The 23,878-nt window shown below is 62.8% G+C and carries 23 protein-coding genes and 1 pseudogene; 11 read left to right on the top strand and 13 right to left on the bottom strand.

Annotation, left to right across the window (positions count from 1 at the left end; all coding sequences use genetic code 11):
* Positions 1-56: 56 nt before the first annotated feature.
* Positions 57-467, bottom strand: coding sequence for a hypothetical protein (locus AC0C6X_RS15010; RefSeq protein ID WP_173518918.1), 411 nt, complete (start codon positions 465-467; stop codon positions 57-59).
* Between the two features lie 336 nt (positions 468-803).
* On the opposite strand from AC0C6X_RS15010, the gene AC0C6X_RS15005 reads away from it, so the two are divergent.
* The 5 genes from AC0C6X_RS15005 to AC0C6X_RS14985 all read left to right on the top strand — a co-directional run bounded on the left by AC0C6X_RS15005 (position 804) and on the right by AC0C6X_RS14985 (position 5,462).
* A complete protein-coding gene (locus AC0C6X_RS15005; RefSeq protein WP_376741681.1) occupies positions 804-1,505 on the top strand; it encodes an RNA polymerase sigma factor in 702 nt (233 codons plus the stop codon).
* Between the two features lie 88 nt (positions 1,506-1,593).
* Positions 1,594-2,115, top strand: a complete 522-nt coding sequence (locus tag AC0C6X_RS15000) for a DUF4142 domain-containing protein (RefSeq protein ID WP_173518919.1) — start codon at positions 1,594-1,596, stop codon at positions 2,113-2,115.
* A gap of 7 nt (positions 2,116-2,122) precedes the next feature.
* Positions 2,123-2,437, top strand: a complete 315-nt coding sequence (locus AC0C6X_RS14995; protein ID WP_173518920.1) for a cupredoxin domain-containing protein — start codon at positions 2,123-2,125, stop codon at positions 2,435-2,437.
* 132 nt (positions 2,438-2,569) lie between these two features.
* The gene (locus AC0C6X_RS14990; RefSeq protein ID WP_173518921.1) at positions 2,570-3,592 is read left to right on the top strand and encodes an LLM class flavin-dependent oxidoreductase; all 1,023 of its coding nucleotides are present in this window, start codon (positions 2,570-2,572) and stop codon (positions 3,590-3,592) included.
* A gap of 139 nt (positions 3,593-3,731) precedes the next feature.
* Entirely contained in the window at positions 3,732-5,462 is a 1,731-nt protein-coding gene (locus AC0C6X_RS14985; protein ID WP_173518922.1) for an adenylate/guanylate cyclase domain-containing protein, read from the top strand.
* A gap of 95 nt (positions 5,463-5,557) precedes the next feature.
* Here AC0C6X_RS14985 and AC0C6X_RS14980 read toward each other — a convergent pair whose 3' ends face one another.
* The 5 genes and pseudogenes from AC0C6X_RS14980 to AC0C6X_RS14960 all read right to left on the bottom strand — a co-directional run bounded on the left by AC0C6X_RS14980 (position 5,558) and on the right by AC0C6X_RS14960 (position 10,064).
* Positions 5,558-5,920 carry a hypothetical protein gene (locus tag AC0C6X_RS14980; protein WP_173518923.1) on the bottom strand — a complete coding sequence of 121 codons (363 nt, stop codon included), beginning with the start codon at positions 5,918-5,920 and terminating at the stop codon, positions 5,558-5,560.
* A gap of 123 nt (positions 5,921-6,043) precedes the next feature.
* Positions 6,044-6,814 carry an ABC transporter ATP-binding protein gene (locus AC0C6X_RS14975; RefSeq protein WP_173518924.1) on the bottom strand — a complete coding sequence of 257 codons (771 nt, stop codon included), beginning with the start codon at positions 6,812-6,814 and terminating at the stop codon, positions 6,044-6,046.
* Between the two features lie 9 nt (positions 6,815-6,823).
* Positions 6,824-7,804 (bottom strand): ABC transporter substrate-binding protein, encoded by a 981-nt coding sequence (locus AC0C6X_RS14970; RefSeq protein ID WP_173518925.1) that lies wholly within the window; start codon positions 7,802-7,804, stop codon positions 6,824-6,826.
* 38 nt (positions 7,805-7,842) lie between these two features.
* Entirely contained in the window at positions 7,843-8,703 is an 861-nt protein-coding gene (locus AC0C6X_RS14965; protein WP_173518926.1) for an ABC transporter permease, read from the bottom strand.
* A gap of 9 nt (positions 8,704-8,712) precedes the next feature.
* Positions 8,713-10,064: pseudogene (locus tag AC0C6X_RS14960) on the bottom strand (LLM class flavin-dependent oxidoreductase).
* 518 nt (positions 10,065-10,582) lie between these two features.
* Between AC0C6X_RS14960 and AC0C6X_RS14955 the strand changes: the two are divergent.
* Both AC0C6X_RS14955 and AC0C6X_RS14950 read left to right on the top strand, forming a co-directional pair.
* Positions 10,583-11,944, top strand: coding sequence for a dicarboxylate/amino acid:cation symporter (locus AC0C6X_RS14955; protein ID WP_472953784.1), 1,362 nt, complete (start codon positions 10,583-10,585; stop codon positions 11,942-11,944).
* A 374-nt stretch (positions 11,945-12,318) separates the two neighbouring features.
* The gene (locus tag AC0C6X_RS14950; RefSeq protein WP_247958747.1) at positions 12,319-12,786 is read left to right on the top strand and encodes an SRPBCC family protein; all 468 of its coding nucleotides are present in this window, start codon (positions 12,319-12,321) and stop codon (positions 12,784-12,786) included.
* A 151-nt stretch (positions 12,787-12,937) separates the two neighbouring features.
* Here the strand turns inward: AC0C6X_RS14950 and AC0C6X_RS14945 are convergent, their stop codons facing one another.
* From AC0C6X_RS14945 to AC0C6X_RS14925, 5 genes are read right to left on the bottom strand one after another with little or no spacing between them, the layout of a single operon-like run.
* Positions 12,938-13,954 carry an ABC transporter ATP-binding protein gene (locus AC0C6X_RS14945; RefSeq protein WP_173518930.1) on the bottom strand — a complete coding sequence of 339 codons (1,017 nt, stop codon included), beginning with the start codon at positions 13,952-13,954 and terminating at the stop codon, positions 12,938-12,940.
* Positions 13,951-14,946, bottom strand: a complete 996-nt coding sequence (locus AC0C6X_RS14940) for an ABC transporter ATP-binding protein (RefSeq protein ID WP_173518931.1) — start codon at positions 14,944-14,946, stop codon at positions 13,951-13,953. The genes AC0C6X_RS14945 and AC0C6X_RS14940 overlap by 4 nt, the downstream gene beginning before the upstream one ends.
* Positions 14,939-15,847 (bottom strand): ABC transporter permease, encoded by a 909-nt coding sequence (locus AC0C6X_RS14935; RefSeq protein WP_173518932.1) that lies wholly within the window; start codon positions 15,845-15,847, stop codon positions 14,939-14,941. The genes AC0C6X_RS14940 and AC0C6X_RS14935 overlap by 8 nt, the downstream gene beginning before the upstream one ends.
* Complete coding sequence (locus AC0C6X_RS14930) at positions 15,838-16,773, bottom strand: ABC transporter permease (RefSeq protein WP_173518933.1); 936 nt, start codon at positions 16,771-16,773, stop codon at positions 15,838-15,840. Before AC0C6X_RS14930 ends, AC0C6X_RS14935 begins: the two co-directional genes overlap by 10 nt.
* A gap of 12 nt (positions 16,774-16,785) precedes the next feature.
* Positions 16,786-18,363, bottom strand: coding sequence for a nickel ABC transporter substrate-binding protein (locus AC0C6X_RS14925; RefSeq protein WP_173518934.1), 1,578 nt, complete (start codon positions 18,361-18,363; stop codon positions 16,786-16,788).
* Positions 18,364-18,795: 432 nt separating this feature from the next.
* Here AC0C6X_RS14925 and AC0C6X_RS14920 point away from each other — a divergent pair, with 432 nt between their 5' ends.
* The 4 genes from AC0C6X_RS14920 (at position 18,796) to AC0C6X_RS14905 (ending at position 21,445) form a co-directional block, all read left to right on the top strand.
* Positions 18,796-19,071: a metal-sensing transcriptional repressor gene (locus AC0C6X_RS14920; RefSeq protein WP_173518935.1), complete on the top strand. Its 276-nt coding sequence runs from the start codon at positions 18,796-18,798 to the stop codon at positions 19,069-19,071.
* 48 nt (positions 19,072-19,119) lie between these two features.
* Positions 19,120-20,442: an MFS transporter gene (locus AC0C6X_RS14915; protein ID WP_472953779.1), complete on the top strand. Its 1,323-nt coding sequence runs from the start codon at positions 19,120-19,122 to the stop codon at positions 20,440-20,442.
* Entirely contained in the window at positions 20,439-20,591 is a 153-nt protein-coding gene (locus AC0C6X_RS14910) for a hypothetical protein (RefSeq protein WP_432704687.1), read from the top strand. Before AC0C6X_RS14915 ends, AC0C6X_RS14910 begins: the two co-directional genes overlap by 4 nt.
* 134 nt (positions 20,592-20,725) lie before the next feature.
* Complete coding sequence (locus AC0C6X_RS14905; RefSeq protein WP_173518937.1) at positions 20,726-21,445, top strand: nickel/cobalt transporter; 720 nt, start codon at positions 20,726-20,728, stop codon at positions 21,443-21,445.
* An 8-nt stretch (positions 21,446-21,453) separates the two neighbouring features.
* Here the strand turns inward: AC0C6X_RS14905 and AC0C6X_RS14900 are convergent, their stop codons facing one another.
* On the bottom strand, positions 21,454-22,593 hold the full coding sequence (locus AC0C6X_RS14900; protein ID WP_210266688.1) for an MFS transporter: 1,140 nt from the start codon (positions 22,591-22,593) through the stop codon (positions 21,454-21,456).
* A 264-nt stretch (positions 22,594-22,857) separates the two neighbouring features.
* Complete coding sequence (locus AC0C6X_RS14895) at positions 22,858-23,460, bottom strand: TetR/AcrR family transcriptional regulator (protein WP_173518938.1); 603 nt, start codon at positions 23,458-23,460, stop codon at positions 22,858-22,860.
* Positions 23,461-23,878 lie beyond the last annotated feature (418 nt).

Genomic DNA, 23,878 nt, shown 5'->3' with positions numbered 1-23,878 from the left:
TGTGAGGGAAGCTTCCGGCTGACGCCATGGCTTCCCTTAAGTGAGGCCGATCCGACTCAGCTAAAGAGCGCCTTCAGTCGCGGCCAGAGGCCGATGGCTGAGCGAACCCGCCGGGCCGCATAGGCGGCACGTACCGAGCTGCCGAAATTGCAGTCGCAGACGATGTCGTGCAATTGGTGGTCCGATATTTCGAAGAACCGTTTTGCTTCGCCATAGCTGTCATCGGCAAGGCCCGCGAGCCGCAATTGCGGATCCTCGAATGCAACGGTCATGGGGGAACCGTTGACCTGCATGGCCTGCCGAACGGCAGCGGTCGCACGTTCGGTACCGGAAAGCGTGCCCAGCCGGCGGTCGGGATTGCTTTCCAAAAGTTCGGCCCAACGTTGAAGCCGTTCCGTTCTCGTCATCACGGGATCGGGACGGATTTCGGCGAGCGCTTGCAATTGTTCAATCGATTGATGCTTCATAGTCGTCTCTCCTGGTCCGAAGATGCGACCTCGGTGCGCGCCCCTCCACACGGAGATCGCCGCTTCACCAACTCGCCAGCAGGAACCACAGTTCCCTCCTCGATAAAAAAAAGACAGCTGACGGGTACCGTCGCGCGAAAACTGGCCCGGCCTCCAACTATCACTGGCGAAGATACCCGTATTCTCGGTCCGAGCAGGCAAACTCACGCGACCGCGTACCGGAAAGCGGGGACCCGATTTCCGTTCCGGTCGCCCTTGGCAAAGGGTATTCTTTCCGTCAACCGATCGGGAACGATTTTGCCGGATCCGCATCAAACGTTGGTTTGGAGGTGGATGATGAAGGATGTTCTCTTGCAAATGCCACGGCTCTCGCCTCAGGCCGATCCATTGACGGACCACGATCTCGTCCAGCGCGCGCTCGCCAATGATCCCGAGGCGTTCCGCACCATCATGCGTCGGCACAATCAACGGCTCTTCCGCATCGCGCGTTCGGTCGTGCGCAACGACAGCATCGCCGAGGATGTGGTGCAGGAGGCCTATCTTCGCGCCTTCGAGCACCTTGAAACTTTCCGTGGCGACGCCAGTCTCACCACCTGGCTCCATCGTGTGGTTCTCAATGAGGCGCTCGGACGCTTGCGCAAGTCGTCCACGCGCCATGAGGTTCCCCTGGCAACCGAACAGGCGAGCGCCGACATCGTGCCGTTTCCAAACGCGGCAGCTTCGGACGATCCGGAGCGAGCCCTCGCCCAGCGGCAAATCCTGCGTCTGGTGGAAGAAGCGACGGACGCCTTGCCGGAAGCGTTTCGCCTGGTCTTCACCGCTCGCGTCATAGAAGCCATGAGCGTCGAGGAAACCGCCGCTCTGCTTGACATCAAGCCGGAGACAGTCAGAAGCCGCCTGCACCGGGCCCGCCAGCTCCTGCGCCAACATATCGACCGCAAGATCGGCCCCGTGCTGATGAATGCCTTTCCCTTTGCCGGTCGCCGCTGCGAACGGCTGACGGCAGCCGTCATGAGCCGGCTCGGGCTCGTCAGATAAAATTTCGGGAACCTTCGTCGATGGCGCACATCCAATGGGTGTCATCCACAGAAACCGGCGGCAACGCGCCGCCGGAGAGGAGTTCCCGATGTATGCCCGCCTGACCTCAGCCCTCGCCCTCGCCTGCCTCATCAGTGGCGCCAGCCTTGCGGCGGGGAGCAAGATCACCGATCCCCAGATTGCTCATATCGCCTACACCGCCGGCGTCATCGACATCGAGGCCGCCAAGCAGGCCCTGAAGATTTCGAAGGACAAGGAGGTGCTCGCCTTCGCCAACGACATGCTGCGCGACCACGAGGTCGTGAACAAACAGGCGCTCGATCTCGTGAAGAAACTGAAGGTGAAGCCCGAGGACAATGACACCAGCCGCTCACTGACGAAGGCAGCCACGCAGGAGCGCGAAAAGCTGGCGAAGCTGAGCGGCGCCGACTTCGACAAGGCCTATGTCGCCAACGAGGTCGCCTACCACAAGCAGGTCAACGGCGCGCTCGAAACCCTGCTGATCCCGTCTGCGAAGAATGCCGACCTGAAGGATCTGCTGGAGACCGGCCTCAAGCTGTTTCAGGGCCACCAGCAACATGCCGAACACGTCGCGGCCATGATGAAGTAGGCCGATCATGATCTCGAAGCTGAGGCTTGGTGCCATTGGCGCTCTGGCCCTGATGCTGGCCGGATCGCCGGCGCGGGCCGGGACCATCCGGGTCACGATTGAAAAGCTCGTCTTTTCGCCCGCCGAGATCAGCGCCGCTGTGGGCGACGTGATCGAGTGGCAGAACAAGGACGTCATGGCGCATACGGCAACGGCCAAGGGTGATTTCGACATCGTGATACCGCCCGGAAAAACGGCGGCACTTACCGTCACCAAGGCCGGCACCTTCGCCTATTTCTGCCGCTTTCACCCGAACATGAAGGCGCGTCTGCAAGTGCGATAAAACCGGAAGGACCCTGTTCCGTAGAGGGGCAGGGTCCCACTCCGTTCACGGCGAAGTCACCGATCGCCGTCTGTATCCAAAATCGGAATCGTGTCATGAAGCGGTCGGTTTCATTCGACAGGCGGCACGACCATGAAGAAGATCGGTTTTCTTTCCTTCGGACACTGGACCCCTTCGCCCCAGTCACAAACGCGATCGGCGGCCGACGCATTGCTGCAGTCGATCGATCTCGCCGTTGCGGCCGAGGAATTGGGCGCGGATGGCGCCTATTTCCGTGTCCATCATTTCGCCCGCCAGCTCGCCTCGCCGTTCCCGCTCCTGGCCGCAATCGGGGCCAAGACCAGCCGGATCGAGATCGGCACCGCCGTTATCGACATGCGCTACGAGAATCCGCTGTACATGGCCGAGGACGCCGGTTCGGCCGACCTCATCGCCGGCGGACGCCTGCAGCTCGGCATCAGCCGCGGCTCGCCGGAACAGGTGATCGATGGCTGGCGCCATTTCGGCTACCAGCCAGCCGAAGGCGAAACCGAAAGCGACATGGCAAGACGGCACGCGGAAGTGCTGCTCGACATTCTGCGCGGCGAAGGATTCGCGGCGCCCAACCCACGGCCGATGTTTCCCAACCCTCCTGGCCTGCTGCGCGTCGAACCCCACTCCGATGGTCTGAGAGACCGCATCTGGTGGGGCGCCAGCTCGAATGCTACCGCCGTCTGGGCCGCCAAGCTCGGCATGAATCTGCAAAGTTCGACGCTGAAGGACGATGAGACCGGCCAGCCTTTCCATGTCCAGCAGGCCGACCAGATCCGAGCCTACAGGGAGGCGTGGAAAGCCGCCGGCCATACGCGCAAGCCGCGCGTCTCGGTCAGCCGCAGTATCTTCGCGCTGGTAGACGAGCGCGACCGCGCCTATTTCGGGCATGGCAATCAGCACGAGGACAAGATCGGCTTCATCGACGACAAGACGCGGGCGATCTTCGGGCGCAGCTACGCCGCCGAACCGGACGTTCTCATCGAGCAACTGGCGAAGGACGAAGCGATCGCTGAAGCAGACACGCTGCTCCTGACCGTGCCGAACCAGCTCGGCGTCGACTACAACGCCCATGTAATCGAGGCGATCCTGAAGCACGTCGCGCCGGCGCTCGGCTGGCGCTGAGACCTGGCTCGGCGAACGCTGGCAGGGATGTCGCCATGAAGCTCGGTTGCCGTCGATCGCACCCATAAGCACTCCCTCATAGACATTTCTGGCCGACGTCCTACAATTCCGTGCACCCCATTCTGCGGAAGCACGCGACATGGCTGAAGAACGCGCTCAACGGCGTCTCGCTGCTATCGTGGCTGCCGATGTCGTCGGTTACAGCCGCCTCGTCGAACTGGACGAAGGCGGCACGCTTGCAGCTTTGAAAGAACGCCGCAAGCAGATCCTCGATCCCCTTGTCCGCGAGCACAACGGCCGCATCGTCAAGACGATGGGCGATGGCGTGCTGGTGGAGTTTGCCAGTGCCGTGAATGCGGTCAGCTGCGCGATCGACATTCAGAAGGGCATGGCAATGGCCAATCAGGGGCTTGCCGATGATCGCCGAATTCTCCTGCGCATCGGCATCAATCTCGGCGATGTCGTCGTCGAAAGCGGCGATCTCTATGGAGACGGCGTCATTGTCGCCGCGCGGCTTCAGACCATGGCCGGCCCCGGCGAAATCTATGTCTCCGGCAACATATACGACCAGGTGAGGCGGCGCCTCTTTTGCGATTTCGACGCGCTTGGCCCCCACGCGATCAAGAACATCATCGAGCCGGTTTCTCTCTATCGGATCGGCACGACGACCTTGAGCCAGGCCAGCAGCGCCAGGGCCTCCCTGCCGTTGCCCATCAAGCCGTCTATCGCCGTCCTCCCCTTCACCAATATGAGCAACGAGCCGGAGCAAGAGGTCTTCGTCGATGGCCTGACCGAAGACCTGATCACCGACCTTTCCAGGGCCGGCGGGCTGTTCGTCATCGCCAGCAACTCGGTTTTTGCCTACAAGGGCCGGCATGAGGATGTGCGCCGCATCGCGCGGGAACTCGGCGTTCGCTACGTTCTGGAAGGCAGCGCCCGACGGGCGGCGGACCGAGTTCGCATCAACGCCCAACTGATCGATGCCCTGCAGGGCGATCACCTGTGGGCGGAGAGGTTTGACCGCAGCCTGGAGGATATGTTCGCCGTTCAGGACGAGGTGACGAGCAGGATCGTCGAAGCCCTTGTCGGGCGTCTCACCGACGCGCCGGCCCGCAACCGCCCATCGAACCTGAAAGCCTACGACTATTGCGTGCGCGCACGCTCGCTCGGTCTGCAGACCGCAGGGGCAGCAAGAGAGGCGATCTTTCTTCTCGAGCGGGCACTCGCTCTCGATCCGGACTATGCGGAGGCGCATCGACTGCTGGCGCTGAACCTCTGGCTAAGCTGGGAGTTCTGGGACCAGCCGATCGATCCCTATCGGCAGCGCTCCGTCGACGAAGCGCAAAGGGCGGTCGCGCTCGATCCCAACGACGCCGGGAACCGCTGGGTCCTCGGCATCATTCTCGGCCACGAGCGCCGTTGGGAAGAATCCGACGCCGAGTTCGACCTGGCCCTGACACTTGATCCTAACCATGCCGATGCCTGGGCGATGCGCTCCGACCTCATCGTCCTCTGTGGCCGACCGGCACAGGCCATCGAGCATGTTCACAAGGCGCTACGCCTCAACCCGCATCCACCGGGCTGGTACTATTGGATGCTTGGTCAGGCTCAATATGGCATGCGGGATTACGAGGCCGCGGTCCAAACCTTGCGCCACCCTGCAACCTATCGGGCGACATCACGCCGCCTGCTCGCTGCCAGTCTGGCGCGGCTTGGTCGCCTGGACGAGGCACGAACCGAAGCGCAATTGTTCCTGATGAACAATCCAAACTTCACGATCACCCAATGGGCCACCTCTCAACCGTTCCGGGACGAGAAGATGCGGCAGCACTTCGTGGAAGGCTACCGCCTGCTCAACCTACCCGAATAGGCCGCGCCGCGATGAGGTGCGTCAACGGAACGACGCGTGAGATCTGTCCCACGCGTTGCCTCCAGGCACTGTCGGTTGGATCCGCAGTATCAGACTCAAGGAACCTGTGGCGGATGCGCGACACCGAGATAGTAGTCGCCCTCGTGGGGACCCTGGTACTCACCCGTGTAGCGCTGGCGGGCATCGCCCAAAGTCCTCGCCGGCGGACGATAGACGTAAACCGGCGCTGGAGCCACATAGATGCTGCCTGTCGGCATCGGATCGACGTAGACCGCCCCTGGCGCCGGCGCCACATAGACAGGCGCAGGCGCGGGCTCGACATAATACATCACCCTGTTCTGGGTACCAGGCGGATTGTGCGGGTCGATGCCCGTATAAAAGCCGTTGGCCAGCACCGGACCCGCTGCCCCAAGGGCAAAGACGATCGCGGCGAATGACATCCTCTTGGAAATTCTCATAGCGTTGCTCCTGTCTCGGCTCGGCATCCGGCCCCGCACGAGAGGCCCAGCAGGCTGCGCCTCCTGTCGGATGCGGCCTTGAAGAGGGTAACGCTTGATCGCTGCAACCGTTCCGCCAAAGCCTCAATGCAGACCGAAGAGGTGGAGCAGTCCTTCGCGATGACGGACGAATTCGGGTGCGCTGCGATCGCGGGGTCGCGGCAAGCCGATCTCGATCAGCCTGGGCTCACCACCCTTCTCGCGCGGCAAGATCAGGATACGATCGGCGAGATAGATCGCCTCCTCGAGGTCGTGCGTGACGAGAACGGTCGTTACGTCCTCGTCACGCCAGATCCGCGCCAGTTCCTGCTGCATGCTGATCTTGGTCATCGCGTCGAGCGCGCCGAGCGGCTCGTCGAGCAGGAGGATTTCAGGCTGGACCGCGAGCGCGCGCGCAATGCCGACACGCTGCGCCATGCCGCCGGACAGTTGCCGGGGATAGGCCCCTTCGAACTGTTGCAGGCCGACGAGTTGGACGTAGCGCCGTGCCCGCTCCCTCGCCGCGCCGCGGAAAAGCCCCTGCGTCTCCAGCCCAAAGCCGACATTGTCGAGCACGGTCAACCAGGGCAAAAGCCGCGGCTCCTGGAATATCACCGCACGGTCGGTGCCGACGCCTCTCGTCCGCTTACCGTCGATCAGAACCTCTCCGGCATCCGGATCCTCGAGCCCCGCCAGTACCCGCAGCAGGGTCGTCTTGCCCGAGCCGCTGGCACCGACAATGGCAAGTGTCTCACCGGACCGGATATTGAGGTTGATATCCCTAAGGACAGGCAGTGGCGTCCCGTTCAGGCGATAGGATTTGGAGAGGTGGCGGATCGCCACCTCTCCACGACGAAGGTTCTGGGAAGCGCTCATAGCCGTTCCTCAGTTGCTGACCGGAGCGTCGACGGCGAAGAGCACATCCTTGGGCGCCAGTTGGCCTTCCTTGAGCTTGCCTTCACGCACCAGGACGTCGATCCAGAACTGGACGTCGCGCTCGACGGGCAGGCCGCCCGCTCGCACCCCGTAACCGCGGAAATACTGGGCGATCTCAGGGTTTTCGCCGCGCGCCTGCAAAGCCTTTGCCAGGATCACCTTGGTTTCCTCCGGATGTTCGCGCGCGTAATCCAGCGCACGGGCCGACTGAAGAACGAAAGTCTTTGCGGCCTCGGGATGCGCCTTGACGAAATCCCGGCGCAGCACCACGAAGCCGCCGGCAATTTCCCCCAGCACGTCGGTGTCGTCGAAGATCGCCCGCAGGCCGCCGTTCTTGCGCGCTGCGCCCTCGAAGGTCGTCTGCCAATAGCCGAAAGCGGAAATGTCCACCTGGCCGGAACGCAGCACCTGCTCGAGCTGCGGACCAGGCACGACCACCTGGTTGGCGGCGTCCGTCGGCAGGCCAACCGAATGCAAGGCTTCGCGGATCGTATAGTCGAGATGCGCCCCGAGCGTGTTGACCGCAATGCTCTTGCCGGCGATGTCCTTGATGCTCTTGATGGGACTGTCTTCCAGGACGTAGAAGATCGACTGAACCTCGTCATTGATGCCGTTTGACGGGTAAGCGGCGACGAAATCGTTGCCGCTGACGATCGAGTTCAGCACGGCGGACGTTGCGGCACTGCCGATCTCGACGTCGCCCGAAGCAAGGGCGATCAGCGAGGCCGGACCGCCGGTGGCGTAGCCGATGTTCTCGATCGTGATCCCGGTGCCATCGAAGTAGCCGAGTTCCTGAGCGAGCTCGTGCGCCGACAGGCCGCCCTGGCTGGCAAGATAGCGCAGCTTCACTGCGTCGACGGCCGCCGCCGGTGCAGCAAGGCCGAGGGTGAGTGCGGCAGACAGAAGAAGATTGCGGGGGTGGAAAGTCATCGCGTTGTCCTTTCGAAAGAGAAAATGGGAGGTGACGATCAGGCGTTGGGTTGCGACCAGCGGCAGAGGTTGCGCTGGGCGAGAACGAGCAGCGCGTTGGCGGCGAGCCCGAGCAGGGCGAGCAGCAGGATCGCCGCGAACATCAGCGGGATTTGGAAGTTGTATTGGGCGTTCATGACCTGGAAGCCGATGCCCTTATTCGCGCCAATCATCTCGGCCGCGATCAAGAGCAGAAGCGCCGTGGTGGCCGAGAGACGCAGGCCGACGAAGATCGCCGGCACCGAGGCCGGCAGCACCACGCGACGGAAGACGGTGAGCGGCCCGGCACCGTAGGTCCGCGCCATCTCGACAAGTTTGTTGTCGACCTCTTTGACGCCGCCGATCGTGGAAAGAAGGATCGGAAACAACGTGGCCCAGAAAATCACGAATACCTTGGAGGTCTCGCCGAGGCCGAGCATCAGGATGAAGACCGGGTAGAGCGCCAGGGCTGAAGTCTGGCGGAAGAGCTGCAGGATGGGGTCGAGCGCCTGCTCGACGAAGCGAACCTGCCCCATGAACAGCCCGAGCGGGATACCGATGGCAACTGCGGCCGCAAAGGCGATGCCCGATCGCTGCAAACTGATGGCGATATCGTCCAGCAGCGCGCCGCTGGCAAGACCGCTCCAGAGCGCGGACAGGATCACGTCGAGGGGCGGAAAGACCGCTGGGTTGACCCAGCCGACGGTGCTTGAGAGTTGCCAGAAAGCGAGAAAACCGAGCACCAAGCCATAGCGTGCGACGATAAAGCCAATCAAGGCGCGCCAGCGCGAGGCAATCGCCGGGATCGCAGTGGAGTGCCCCTCAGCGCGGCCGAGCCCAAAGCCTGCCGCAAGCGACGTGTTGACGTGTTCGTAGGACATGATCGCACCTCACTCTGCTGCCTGGACGGCCGTCCGCGCGGCTGCCCATCGGTTCACGGGAACGGGCAGGCCGAGATTTTCCCGGAGCGTCCTGCCCTCGTAGGCGGTGCGGAAAAGGCCACGGCGCTGCAGTTCCGGGATCACCAGCTCGACGAAATCGTCGAGGGCCGTCGGGAACCAGGGCGGCAGGATATTGAAGCCATCGGCCGCTTCGTTTTCGAACCACTCCTGCAGGGTGTCGGCGACCTGCTCCGCGGTTCCGACGATCGTATAGTGGCCGCGCGCCGAAGCGATCCATTGATAGAGCTGGCGGATGCTGAAGTTGTTTTCGTCGGCGATCTGGCGGATCAGCGCCTGCCGGCTCTTCATGCCCTCGGTCGGCGGTGCCGGCGGCAATGGCCCATCGAGATCGTAGCCGTGCAGATCGAGCGTGCCGCCGGTCAGGCCATTGAGCAGGCCGATGCCATCCTCCTCGACGATGAGCGAAGTGAGGCGATCGTATTTCTCGCGCGCTTCGGCCTCCGTCCTGCCAACGAAGGGAGAGACGCCAGGCATGACCAGAATGTGGTCCGGGTTGCGGCCGAGTCCCCGGGCGCGGGCCTTGATGTCACGGTAGAATTCCTGCGCTGTCTCGATGTGCTGGTGGGCAGTGAAGATCACCTCCGCCGTTGCGGCTGCCAGCCCGCGGCCGTCATCGGACTGGCCTGCCTGTACGATCACGGGGTGGCCCTGAGGAGAGCGCGAGATGTTGAGCGGGCCGCGCACCTTGAAATGTTCGCCGCAATGGTCGGTGTCGTGCAGCTTCGTCGGATCGAAGAAGATGCCGGTTTCCTTGTCGCGAATGAAGGCGTCGTCCTCGAAGCTGTCCCAGAGTTTCCTGACCACCTCGACATGCTCGGCGGCGCGCCGATAGCGCTCGGCATGCGGAAGCTGGGTATCGCGATTGAAATTCTGCGCCGTTGGGTCGCCGGTTGTCGTCACCACGTTCCATCCGGCGCGACCGCCGGAGATCAGGTCGAGCGAGGCGAACTTGCGCGCCGTGGTGTAGGGCTCTTCATAGGTCGTCGACGAGGTGGCGATGAAGCCGAGGTGAGTGGTCAGCGGCGCAAGTGCCGAGAACAGGGTCACGGGCTCGAAGCCCGCCACCCGGGCGTTGCCGCCTTCACGCGCACCGCCGAAACCGATCGCCAGCCCATCGGCCAGAAAATAGGCGTCGAACAGGCCACGTTCTGCCGTCAGCGCCAGTTGCTTGTGAAACTCGAAACTGGTCGCCCCGTCGGCTGCTGGTCGGGGTGGCGCCAGGCGGCGATATGTTGTCCGCCGCCGGGAAGAAATGCTCCAAGCCGGATCTTGCGTGTCATCTCAGTCCTCTCCTCTTCTCGCTGCAAATGCGTGGGCGCGGCGCGGATGAAGGACCGTCTAAAGCCAGACCCAGGATCTCGGGCACGCCATACAGACAAGTTACATTATCCATAATATTTATAGAGAAAGAGAATTTCTCTTGCGCCGGAAGCAAGTGAAATGATTTTCGACACAGAGGCAGAAAGCAGGATCAGCCGCCGTAGGCCCGGGACTGAATGCGCGTCAAAAGAAGTCAGTCACAGCGTGACCTTGCTGCGCGCGGGCAGCCCAAGGAGCCGAGGAATTAGCTCAACGCGCCGCTGCACATGCTGCTTGGGCGCGGCTATCGTTTCTATTCGGGCCTCGGCTGTGCACTTGGGCAACCCAAGGGAATTTTGCCGGAGAAATTATTCCACTCTGAGTGGTTTCCGCGCCAAAGAGTTTCTTACCCGGAACCGGACACTCGACTATTTTTCGAGCACTTGCGGCGGCCTTTGCCCAAAATTTCGGCCGCCGCCATCCAATGAGAGTGCAAGACGTGTCGCAAGCAACCACCAAATCCTCACCGCAGCCGATTTACGCCTCCTTCGGTTTCCAAGTCCTGGCCGCCATGATCATCGGCCTCCTGCTCGGCCTGATCGCCCGCAACATGGGCGCAGACGCCGCCGGCAATGCCAATTGGCTGACCGTTACCCTCCAGACGGTCGGCTCGATCTTCGTCCAGCTCCTGCGCGCGCTCGTGCCGCCGCTCGTCTTCACCGCGATCGTCGCCTCGATCGCCAATCTCGCGACGCTGCAGAACGCCGCAAAACTCGTCTGGCAGACGCTGCTCTGGTTCGCGATCACCTCGCTGATCGCCGTTGTCATCGGCATCGCACTCGGCCTGATCCTGCAGCCGGGCATCGGCTCGGCCGTGTCGCAGGAAGCCGCCAAGGCCCCCTCCTACTCCGGCTCCTGGCTTGATTTCCTGAAGGGTCTCGTGCCTGCCAACGTGCTCGGCCTCGAAGCCAGCACCAAGATCACCGAAGGCAGCGCCAGCACCTCGCTCAATTTCAACGTGCTGCAGATCCTCGTCGTCTCCATCGCCGTTGGTGCGGCTGCGCTGAAGGTCGGTGACGCCGCCAAGCCGTTCCTCGCCTTCAACCAGTCGCTGCTGGCCGTCGTCCGCAAGATCCTCTGGTGGGTCATCCGCCTGACGCCGATTGGCACGATCGGCCTGCTCGGCCGCGCCGTTGCGCAATATGGCTGGGAAACGCTGGCGCAGCTTGGCTGGTATGCCGCCGCCATCTATATCGGCCTCGCGATCGTGCTCTTCGTCGTCTATCCGGCGCTGCTCGTCGGCCATGGCCTGAAGCCCTCGCGCTTCTTTTCCGGCGCCTGGCCGGCCATCCAGCTCGCCTTCGTCTCGCGCTCCTCTGTCGGCACTCTGCCCGTCACCGAGACCGTGACCGAAAAGAGCCTCGGCGTGCCGCGCGAATACGCCGCGTTCGCCGTGCCGCTCGGCGCAACCACCAAGATGGACGGCTGCGCCGCGATCTATCCGGCAATCTCGGCGATCTTCATCGCGCAGTTCTTCGGCCTGCCGCTCGGGATCCGGGAATATGTGCTGATCGTCTTCGTCTCGGTGCTCGGCTCGGCAGCTACGGCCGGTCTGACCGGCGCGACCGTCATGCTGACATTGACCCTTTCGACGCTCGGCCTGCCGCTCGAAGGCGTCGGGTTGCTGCTCGCCATCGACCCGATCCTCGACATGGGCCGTACGGCGGTCAATGTCGCCGGCCAGGCGCTGGTGCCGACGATCGTCTCCAAACGCGAAGGCATTCTCGACGAGACCGTCTACAACGGCGACAAGTCCGTCGACGACCTCGAGCCGCTCGCGGCGGCCGCCCGCGCGGCCTAACGCTCCTACAGCGCCGCGCGTCTTTTCAGACGCGCAAAGGTCGCTGTATGACTTTAATTTGCTGCATCTCTCCTTAAGTCGAGGTCGATGCAAGGAGACATGCAGTAGGGGAACATGCGGGCCACGACACCCGCATGTGCCCGTCGACGAGGCGCACGGCCACCATCAAGTCAAGTGGATGGCCCTGCGACACGCCCATGGCGGCGGCCTGCAAATCCCTCTGCTGAACAAGGAGAGCTTGCACAAGCAAGCCAAGAGGCGGATCTTTTGCCGAGACTTATCGAATGTCTGGCCGGATCACGTGCGCTGGCCTGCGCTTTGCTCAAGCACTGCTGCCGGCGTCCTGCGTCGTCCGGCTCTGAAGAGGACCGGCGATGTCTCTCACCGAATTCCATCTTGTCACCCAATGGCCCATCGATGCCCCGGTGGAGGATGTGTGGCGGGAGCTGAGCACGCCGGAGGCCTGGCCCGAATGGTGGCCATCGGTCAAGCGGGTTTCCCTCCTGCGTGAGGGAGATGAACACGGCGTCGGTGCGGTTCGCCGCCTGGAATGGGTGACGGCCTTGCCCTATGAACTGGCCTTTGACATGGAGACCGTGAAGGTTGAACCGCTGTCGCTCATCGAAGGCAGGGCTTCGGGAGAGTTGGAGGGGGTCGGCCGTTGGACGCTGCAGAGCGACGGTTCCCGCTGCCGCGTGCGCTACGACTGGATGGTCAAGATCACCAAACCCTGGATGATCAGGCTTTCATTCATTCTAAAGCCGGTTTTCCGTTGGAACCATGGGATCGTCATGGAGCGTGGCCGGCGCGGTCTTGTGCGCCGCCTGGCCGACAGCGACTGACAAAAAGAGCCCCGCTCGATGGCGGGGCAGTCGCGCATCCCCAGCTTACAAGGATGCGAGGGAACTGTGGATTCGGCGGTGGTCACATCCAGACTGGCAGCTGCGAGGCGCCGCTCTTTGGGAGCAACGCATGGGCGGGCCCTTCCCGGCTCTATGCGGCCGACACCTCCTGCTGAAGGAGAGCCGATCGCTTGCCGCGATGAAGATCCCCAGCGAAGGTGCAGGCCGCCGTGTGACCCGGCGAAAGCACGCGGGATGGCGGCAGCGCCTTGGCACAGTCGTCGACGGCAAGAGGGCAGCGCGTTCGGAACCGGCAGCCCGACGGCGGATTGGTCGGGCTTGGCACCTCCCCGATCATCAGTGGTCCCCTGCGGTTCTTCTCGATCCGCGGATCCACCTCGGGCGCCGAAGCCAGCAGCATCTGCGAATAGGGGTGGCTCGGATGGTCGTAAAGCTCCTGGGACGGGCCATGCTCGACGATCTTGCCGAGATACATGACGTAGACCCGCGAGGCCGCCTGCCGCACCAGCGCGAGATCATGGGCAATGAACAGACATGCAACGCCGAGATCCTTCTGCAGCCGCAAAAAGAGGTTCATCACTTGCGCCCGGATCGAAAGATCGAGGGCGCTCACGGGCTCGTCGCAGATCAGCACCCGCGGGTTCACGGCGAGCGATCTCGCAATCGCCACACGCTGGCGCTGACCACCCGAAAGCTCGCGCGTATGACGGTCGCTGACCGCGGACGCGAGGCCCACCTGATCCAGGAGCTCCTTCGTACGACGATTGCGCTCCTCCGGCGACCGGGTGCCGGCGATCACCAGTGCTTCGTCGATCGTCTCGCCCACCGTCTGACGATCATTGAGCGACGAATAGGGATCCTGAAAGACGTATTGCAGCGCCCGGCGGCTGTCACGCAGGGCAGCTCCGGAGAGGGCGCTGAGATCGACGCCATCGAGCAGAACGCGGCCGCTGCTTGCCTTCTCGAGCCCGACGATGGTGCGCCCGAGGGTCGATTTACCACAGCCGGATTCACCGACAAGGCCAACGATCTCACCCGGGTAGAGCTCGATCGAGACGTCGTCGACGGCATGGACATATTTGTCCCGCTGAACGCTCTTGAAGCGCGTCTGCAGGTTTTCGACTTTGAGAACGGGTGCTTGTGTCATGCGGCAGCCTTTCCTTGATTGACGACGGGGCAAGCCACGAGAACGGCGCTGTCGTCCGACCGGACCAGCGGCGGGCGGCTGTTGCCGCATGCCGGGACGGCCAGTTCGCAGCGCGGCTGAAGGGCACAGCCCTTGATCGGCGCACCGAGCGTCGGCGGGATGCCGGGAAGCCCGCGGAACTCCGAACCGATCGGATCCTCCCGTCTCGGTATCGCGTTGATCAGGCCCCTTGTGTAGGGATGGCGCGGGCTCACCAGAACCTTGTCCACCGGACCGCATTCCGCGGCGCGCGCCGCATACATGACGACGATGTTGTCGGCAGCGCCTGCCACCACGCCCATGTCGTGGGTAATCAGCACCATCGCCATATTCAGCCGGCGCTGCACGTCTTTCAGCAATCGCAGGATCTGCGCCTGAACCGTGACGTCGAGTGCGGTCGTCGGCTCGTCGGCGATCAGCAGCTTCGGTTCGCCGGCAAGCGCAATGGCAATAACGATGCGTTGCCGCAAGCCGCCGGAGAGCTCATGCGGATATTGCCGGAGCCGTGCCATGGGATCGGATATGCCGACGAGCTTCACGAGTTCCAACGCACGCGCTTCCGCGGCGCTGGGCGTCATGTCGAGATGCAGTTCGGCCATCTCGGCGATCTGTCGCCCGATCCGACGCACCGGGTTGAGGGCGCTCATCGGGTCCTGGAAGATGAAGCCGACGGATTTCCCGCGCAGTTTCTGGATCTCGGCCTCGGGCAAGCCGATCAACTCGCGGCCCTCGAGCTTGACGGAGCCGGAGAGCATCGTCGTCACGCCTGTTGGCATCAGGCCGAGCGGTGCGAAGTTCATCACCGTCTTGCCGCTGCCGCTTTCGCCGACGATGGCGAGACATTCGCCTTGGCGGACCGAATAGCTGACGTCGTCGACGGGGCGGAGCGCCGATTTCGCAGTCAGCAAGTTGACCGTCAGATTGCTGACGTTCAGGAGAGGTTCGTCATGCATCGGAATTCTCCTTGCTCCAGCTTGCGACCTCGGCACGACGGATTGCCAGCATGCGCCGGGTGAGCGGTTTCGGAATGCGGTTGAGCGCGATGGATTCTCCAAGCGTGTTGAAGCCGATGACTGCGGCCGTGAGGGCGAGGCCCGGCAGCAGAACCTGGCGCGGGTCGGACTCGAGATAGGGCAGCGCATCAACGAGCATCTGACCCCATTCCGGCGTTGGCGGCTGGATGCCGAGGCCGAGGAAACTCAGCGTCGCGACCGCGAGTGCGGCGGTGCCGGCATCCGCCGTCGCATAGACCATCACCGAGCCGATCGTGCCGGGCAGAAGGTGGCCGAAATAGATGCGCCAGGGGCTGGCGCCCAGTACCCGCAAGGCTTCGATATGCGGCTTGCTCATGATGCTGACCGCGACCGCGCGGCTGATGCGGCCGCTCATCGGCCACCAGGCGAGCGCCAGTGCCAGCACCATCGTCCAGTATCCAGGGCCGACAATGCCGATCACCGCCAGCGAGATGATCAGGCTCGGCACGGACAGGCCGACATCGACGACGCGCATAAGGAGGTCGTCGACCCAGCCGCGATGATAACCGGCGATCGTTCCGAGGAGGATGCCGATGGTCATGGCGGCGCCGAGAACGGAACCGACGCTGACGAGCGAGGTGTTTGCGGCGATGATCAAGCGGCTGAAGGTATCGCGTCCGAGGTGATCGGTTCCGAGCCAGTGCGCAGCGGACGGGCCAAGTCCAGCCTCCAGCAGGTTTTGGGTGCTCGGATCCTGGGGTGCAAGCCAGGGCGCGAAGGTTCCGAGAGCAAAGAAGAGGCCGATGGTGATCAGCGCCGCGCGCGGCATCTTGTTCAATCGGGCCAGAATGGGATTGAGCATGTTCATGGTCAGCTCCATTGGCGGCGGATGCGCGGATCGGTCAGCAGGACTGCCAGATCGACGATCAGGTTCACCACGATGAAGAAAGTGAGGAAGATGAGCAGGCACGCCTGCACCACCATGAAATCGCGGAAGCGTACGCCGGCGAGGAAGTAGTCCCCCACGCCCTGCCAGGCAAACAACGGCTCGACGATGATGGCCGTCGCGGTCATCAAGCCGACCTGGGTACCGAGCGCGTTGATGAAAATCGGCGTGATGTTGGGCAACGCTTCACGGAATAATATGGCGGTGCGACCGAGCCCCTTGCTCTTTGCGGTCAGAACGAAGGGGCTCACCATCGCCTCTTCCAGGCCCACCCGCACGACGCGACTGAGAACGGCCGCTGGCAAGACTGCGATGGTGAGCCAAGGCAGGATCCAGCTCTTCGGACCGTCGAAACCGAACGATGGCAGGAGCTGGAAGGTGACGGAAAAGGCGTAGATCATCAGCGCGCCGACGAAGAACGTGGGTGTGGACGCGCCAAGGAGTGCCAGACCGCGCGAGACGCGGTCCGGCAATCTGTAGGGCCAGAAGGCACCGAGGAATCCCAGAGCCAGGCTGATGAGGGTGGCGATCACGGCCGAACCCGCAATCAGCGTTCCGGTCACGAGCATCCGGTTTGCGAGATCCGCACTGACGTCCTGACCGGTTCTATAGGAGATGCCGAAATCTCCGCGAACAGCGTCACCAAGCCAATCCACGTAGCGCATCAGCAGTGGCTTGTTCAGTCCTATCTCTTCCTCAACCTGTTCAACATAACCAGGCGTGGCGACGGCTCCCCGCAGTTCGGCAATCAGGACGGCAACATTGCCGGGTGCCGACACGACGAGTGTGAAGCAAACCAGGGACGCCATGAACAAAAGGACGAGGGAATGCTTCAGCCGCTTGCTGATGAAGTGGATCAAGGCACCCTCCCGCTATTCGGCCAATACGATGTTTTCGTAGGGCATGTCGTATTCGGTGACCGGACTGCCAAAGCCCTGGACGCGCTTGGAATGCGCCCAGATGCTCGGCACGTATACCAGCGGCGCAATGGCGTCGTTGTCCCTGAGCCAGTCAAAGACCTTCTGAATGGTCGGCTGGATCTGATCCCCGGTCGCGGCCATCGCCGCATTGATCAACGGATCGAGATTGGTCGGATCGGTGACCAGCTTGCCCTCGACATCGTTCTTGAAAGTCGACAGGCACAAACCCACGATCGAGCCGAACGGATCGTAAGGCGCGCCATAGGTCAGGAAGAAGCCGAGGTCGTACTTCTGCTCCAGCATGTCGGTGTGCTTGGAGGCATGGTCGACCGACCGGATCACCAGGTCGATGCCGATCTCCTTCATCTCTGACTGGATGACTTCGGCGATCACGCGCGATCCCGGCACCGCATCCGGGCTGACGACCAGTTCGAGCGTCAGCGGTTTGCCGTTCTTCGATCGGATGGGGCTTCCCATCCAGCCGGCCTTTTCGAGCAGGGCCGATGCGGCCGCGACGTCGCGCACGGGCGCATCATGTTGCGTCCCGGCATAGGGCAGAGCCTCGGAGAACATGTTGCCGGCGGGCCTGGCGTAGCCGTGGTAGAGCACCTTGGAGATCGCCGCGCGGTCGATGCCGATGCTGACGGCCTTGCGCACCTGCGGGTCCTTGAGCGCCTCGGCACGGTCGGGGTTGAACGCCATCACAAGCGTGACATTGCCCGGATCGACGACGACGTTGAAGCCGGCTGACGCGAGTTGCTTGCCCTCCTCCGGGGTCAAAGGCGCGATCCAGAAACCGCCGATGAGGTCGATCTCCCCGGCACGCAACGCCGCAACCCGCGACCGCGCATCGGGGATGACCTTGGCCTCGAGACGCTCATAGGTCGGCTTGTCGCCCCAATAGCCGTCATAGTGTTCGAAGACGCTCTGGGTGTCATCGGCGCTGATCTGGACCCACGGTCCCGTTCCGACCGGATCCTTGAACTTGCCGTCGGCGCCAACCGATTTGGGCGAAAGGAAGCGCGTCGGCCGCGTGTAGGAAAGCTCCTGCATCAGCGCGAGGACCGGCTCCTTGAAATGCAGGGTGATGTGATAATCGTCGATGACCTCCAGCGACTGGAAGTGCTTGGAGCAATTCATCCAGCTGAACTGGTCGAGACCCATCCAGCGCTCGAGGTTCCACTTGCACGCGGCGGCATCGAACTTGGTGCCGTCCTGGAACGTCACACCCTGGCGCAACGTCAGGTGCAACGTCTTGCCGCCGTCCTCGATCTCCCAGTCCGTCGCCAGGCACGGCTCGATCTGGCCGCCCTTGCCGTATTTCACGAGCGGCTCGAACATCAGATCCTGGATCGCCCAGATGGCGTAGTGGCTCTGCGGATCGAGATTGCCGGCGGGCTTGGCGATGGCGACCCGGAGCGTGCCGGCCGCCCCCTGAGCATAGGCGATTTTCGACAAGGCACTCTGTGCGATGGCCAAGCCGACAGCGCCGGCCGCCCCTTGCAGGAACGTACGTCTCTTCACTGACATGGATTTTCTCCTCCTTTTTGGCGCTCCTCGCGCCGTCGACACAATCGGCCTCCACACCGTTTTGTATAGACAAAAATGACTGTCTCATGTATGCAATCTTGCGTCAATATCGTATTTTATGTTGTAGGCATTCTGAACATAGAGTGAAAATCCGCCGACGCCGAGACGCTGCCGTGACTGCGAAAGGCGCCAATTCTCCGCGCCCACGAGGGCAAAACATCGGCTTCATCGCCGGCATGAGCGGCCAAAATCGGCCTAGATAGGCAACATTACCGGAATTTTCCGAGATAGAATTGCATACAATACGAGGAAGTTCGCCTCATTCCCCGGTGAAATTGCGCGCGTTTGGACGGAACAGGGCAGACTGCTGCCTCAACTGCCGCGACAAGCTATTACTTGAAATATCCTCTCCAGGAGGATAGGTCGCAAGAAATGACCGAGCACAGACACGACACCCACCCCGAGATCGTCAAACGGCTGAAGCGCGCCGAAGGCCATCTGAAGAGCGTCATCGCCATGATCGAGAGCGGCCGGCCCTGCCTCGACATCACCCAACAGCTCCACGCGGTGGAAAGGGCGATCAGCCAGGCGAAGCGGACCCTGATCCAGGATCATCTGGATCACTGCCTCGATGAGACCATCGGGACGCTGCCGCGCGACCAGCGCCAGTCCATCGACCAGTTCAAGGCGATCACAAAGTATCTCTGAACGGCCAAGCCCGCCTTGACCGCCACCGAGTGAGCGAGCCCAAACATCATGCTGCAGATCCTTGCAAACCCGACTTATCGTCATCTGTTTCTGGCGCAGGTGATTGCGCTGATCGGAACTGGTCTCGCGACAGTCGCACTCGGGCTTCTCGCCTACGATCTGGCCGGCGCCGAGGCCGGAGCCGTGCTCGGCACCGCGCTCGCGATCAAGATGATCGCCTATGTTGGCGTGGCACCTGTCGCCGCCGCCTTCGCCGAACGGCTTCCGCGCCGTGCCATGCTCGTCTGCCTCGATCTGGTGCGCGCCGCCGTTGCGCTCCTCCTGCCGTTCGTGACGGAAATCTGGCAGGTCTATGTGCTGATTTTCGTGCTTCAGTCAGCCTCGGCCGCCTTTACCCCGACGTTCCAGGCGACCATTCCGGACGTGCTGCCGGATGAAAAGGAATACACGCGCGCCCTGTCGCTCTCGCGGCTTGCCTATGACCTGGAAAGCGTCGCAAGCCCGATGCTGGCGGCCGCGCTGCTCAGTCTGATCGACTTCCACAGCCTGTTTTCCGGCACGGTCATCGGCTTCCTCGCTTCGGCCGCCTTCGTCGTCTCGGTCGTCCTGCCGAGTCCGAAGGCCCCGGAACGCCGAGGCATCTACGACCGGACGACCCGTGGCCTGCGCATCTATCTGGCAACGCCGCGGCTTCGGGGACTGCTGGCGCTGAACCTCGCAGTCTCGGCGGCGGGGTCGATGGTCATTGTCAACACCGTGGTTCTGGTCCAGGCAGAATTCGGCCTCACACAGCGCGCCACCGCCCTGGCGCTTGCCGCCTTCGGCGGCGGCTCAATGATTGCGGCGCTGCTGCTGCCCCGCCTCCTCGACAGGACTGCGGACCGCCTCGCCATGTTTTCAGGGGCGGCGATCCTTCCCATTGGCCTGTTCATCGGCGCCTTTGTCCCAAGTTTCGTTTGGCTGGTGCCGCTGTGGCTCGTGATCGGTCTTGGCTATTCGCTGACACAGACGCCGTCCGGCCGGCTGCTGCGCCGCTCGTCACGTCCGGAGGACAGGCCGGCGCTCTTTGCCGCGCAGTTCGCCCTGTCGCATGCCTGCTGGTTGATCACCTATCCGCTTGCCGGATGGCTTGGCGCGACGGCCGGTCTGCCGGCAACCTTTGCAACACTGGGAGTGATCGCCGCGGCCGCCATCGTCGCGGCGGCACGACTTTGGCCCGCGCATGACCCGGACGAGATCGAACACGTCCACCATGACCTCGAGGAGAGCCATCCCCACATCGCGGGCGCCGTGCGCGTCGACAGCGGGCACAAACACGTCCATGTCTTCGTGATCGACAGCCATCATCCCGATTGGCCGGCCGAGCGATGAGCGACCTTGGCGTCCACGCCGGGCTGTTCCTGATGGCGCTTGCAACTGCCACGATCCTGCCCGTGCAGGCAGAAGAGACGCTGGATTGGAGCGTACACAATATTGGTATCAACGGTTTGGCAAGCGGTCGCTGCTTCTCTGTTCGATGATCACAGGCGATCCGTTGACCAGCGCGGCCGGCGACATGAAAGACCCACTAACGCATTTTGTGCTGCTGGTGACGGTCGCCAAGGTGACACGGTGTCCAGCCGTGGCGACCATTACTGTGAACTGGGCATAGGCATTGCTGCAATCGATCGTAGACATCCAGCGTGACATCTATCTCGCCTTTGCGGAGCATATCAAAATGTTCGCGAACGGTGATGGTTGGGCGGCTTTCCTGGCCTTCCTGCCGATGGGGATCGTGTTTGGCGCGGTGCACGCGATGACCCCGGGCCACAGCAAGGCTGTGCTTGCCACCTACCTGACCGGAGCCTCGGCGGGCATGCGGCGCGGGCTGGTGGTCTCCCTGGCACTCTCTGCCACGCATGTGTCGATGGCCGTGATCATAGCCTTGTTCTCGCTGCCGCTGGTCTCCGTCATGCTTGGCAGCGCCGGGTCCGCACCGCTGCTCGAGAATGCGAGCCGCGGCCTGCTCGGCCTCATCGGAGCCTGGATGCTGTGGAATGCCCTCTTCCGTCCGCCGCATGTCCACGGCGAGGGGGAAGGTGTCGCCGTCGGCTTCATGGCCGGCCTGATCCCCTGCCCCCTCACACTGTTCGTCATGACCTTCGCCATGTCGCGCGGCGTGCCCGAGGCCGGGATCATGTTCGCGCTCGTCATGATGACCGGAGTAGCGCTCACGCTCTCCAGCGTGGCGCTCGCGACCGTCTTCTTCCGGACGCGAATGGAGAAACTGCTGGCGACCCGGCAAGCTCTGCTGATCCGAGCCTCAAAGGTTCTCGAGGCCTTCACCGGTCTGATCCTGATGGCCATCGCCGTGCGAGAGATCTTTATGCGCTGACGATTACGTCAGCATTCCTCCGGCGGCTTCAGCCTCCGGAACTGCATCAGCAACATGAGATCGTAAACAATCTTCAACATCCCGCAGATGAGCAGCGGCCATGCTCGGGACGAAGCGGCGAAGAGAGCGCCCGCCAGGACGGGGCTCACCGAGGCGGCGAGACTACGTGGCACTGACGTAAAGCTTGCAGCTGCGGCCCGCTCTGTCTCGGTGACGACGGCCATCACGTAGGACGAGCGCGTCGGCACGTCCATCTGCGACAATGCCGCCCGGACGAGCAGAAAGCCAAGCGCAAGCGACAATGTCGGCGCAAGCGCCGCCAGCACCAGGGCGATACTGGACGGTATATGTGTGAACACCATGGTGTTGATCAGCCCGATGCGCCGCGACAGCCATGCGGCCACAGGGAACGAGAATGCCGACAGCACGCCCGACCAGAAGAAAAAAACACCCGCCTGTGGAAGCGACAAGCCAAATCGCTCGAAAAGCCAAAGGGCGAGCAGCGATTGGACGACAAAGCCGCCCGCAAAGGCATCGAGACTGAACAGCGCCGCCAGCTTGAAAACGATATGGCGCGATGGACCCAGGGCAGCGGTCGTGCTCGCGGCTTGTACCGGACGGCGCGGGATGCGCGCGTAGAGCAGACCACCAAACAGCCCCAGAAAAGCATAAAAGACGAACATGGCCCTGATACCGCCAAGCCGGCCGAGCCCGAGCGGGGTCAAAAGATCCGGTACTGCTGCAGCAAGTCCACCAACGGCTCCGGCGATTGCGCCCACGAGACTGTAGCGCGCGAACATGCTGGTGCGTTCACGCTCCATGACTTCGCGCGTGAGCACGGCGTGCTCCAAGGGCACGAACACGCTGACACTGCCGGCCGAGGGGTTGATCGTGCCAGCGAACGCGATGACCAGCAGAAGCGCGTAATCGTGGACCACGGCAAAGACCACGCCCGTTGCGATCATCAAGCTGGCGCCAGCCAGCAGAAGGTGGCGGTGATCATGCCGGGCCCCGAGGAAGCCGACACAGATCGTCAGCAGCGCGGAACCGAGAAGCGACGCGGTGGCGATGACGCCGACCTCCAGGGGCGTAAATCCGAGCGCGAGCAGATAGACCGGCAACAGCACGGCCACGAAGCCGTCGCCCATGTCGCGCAAGGCACGCGCTGCGAAGAGGAATGTTACCGGATGAATCCGCAGCACCAATCGGGGTCTCGCAATATTTGGTCGCTTGCATCAGCGTCATGGCCTTCGCCGGTCGCCGCCTGAAGCCGCGATATGATGCGGAGCGGAGTGTCGGTTGTCACTACTGCATGTCTCCCTGAATCGACCTCGACTTGAGGACGAAGGCATGCGGAAAATCGAAGTTCTACGGTGACCCTTGCACGTCCGATAAGACGCGCAGCGCTGTACTTATTCCAAAGCAGCACCGCTCCCGGCAAAGGACAGGATCGCCGCGTCGGCGATCTCTGCAAAGCGGGCGCTCGGCCCTTCGGCGCCGCTGCATTGCTGAGCGGCGCGCGCGCCCTCGATCAAAAGCAGCAGAGTATCGCAAAGCAGTTCCGCCTCGGCGATGCCGGCCCTGCGGCAGAGCCCCACGACACGGTCACGCTGCGCATCCTTGAACATCCGGATGACCGAGCGCCCGGGATGATCCTCGTCCGTAAGCTGGACGGCGGCGCTCATCATTTCGCAGTGGCAATTGTCATCACCGAGATGCTCGGCAATCCGCAGGACCCAGGCCCTGAGCTGTTCCAATCCGTCGCCGGGATGCGCGTCTTCCAGTTCGCGCCAGAAATCGTCCATCTCCATGCCCGCGTGGCGAAGGCATTCGACGATCAACTCGTCTTTCGAACTGAAGTGGCGGTAGAGTGTCATCTTGTTGCTGCCGGCGGCATCGGCGATCGCATCGACGCCGGTCCCGCGAATGCCGTGCCGGCGGAAGAGATCACGCGCAGCCGCGACGATACGATCGCGCGGCGAACGACGTGATGGTTTGCAGGTGTCCGTTGTCATCGCGTTGGCCCGGCGTGGTCGGCCCGGAAAATCTGGCCCCTTGACGCCCTGGCATTGGTCGATAACATGCAGCGATGTTACCGACCAGTAACATTTTCGCCAGCGCGGCACGTCGAGGAATGGCCGCTTGCCGCAAAGGCCCTTTCAGATACGGCGGTAACCGCAAAAAATTCTAGCGCAGTGTCGGCGGGCGCGGTCGTCAGGCGTCTTTTAGCCTGAGCGCACGCCGCGGAGACATTTGAAGTTCGATAACGCTCGTGATTTGGGTCGATCCGGCCCATCATGATCTCGTGCTGGAGCCTGACAATGCGCATGCTGGATGGGCTTAAGGCTGGAAAATACGTCTCTGACCTGACGGTCTGCGTGGCAGGCGTGCGCGTGACCGGTTTCAAAACGTTCCGACTTGCCGCCCGAAGGG

Source organism: Ensifer sp. VA4, assembly GCF_055710065.1.
This window is presented reverse-complemented; position numbering and strand designations above follow the sequence as displayed.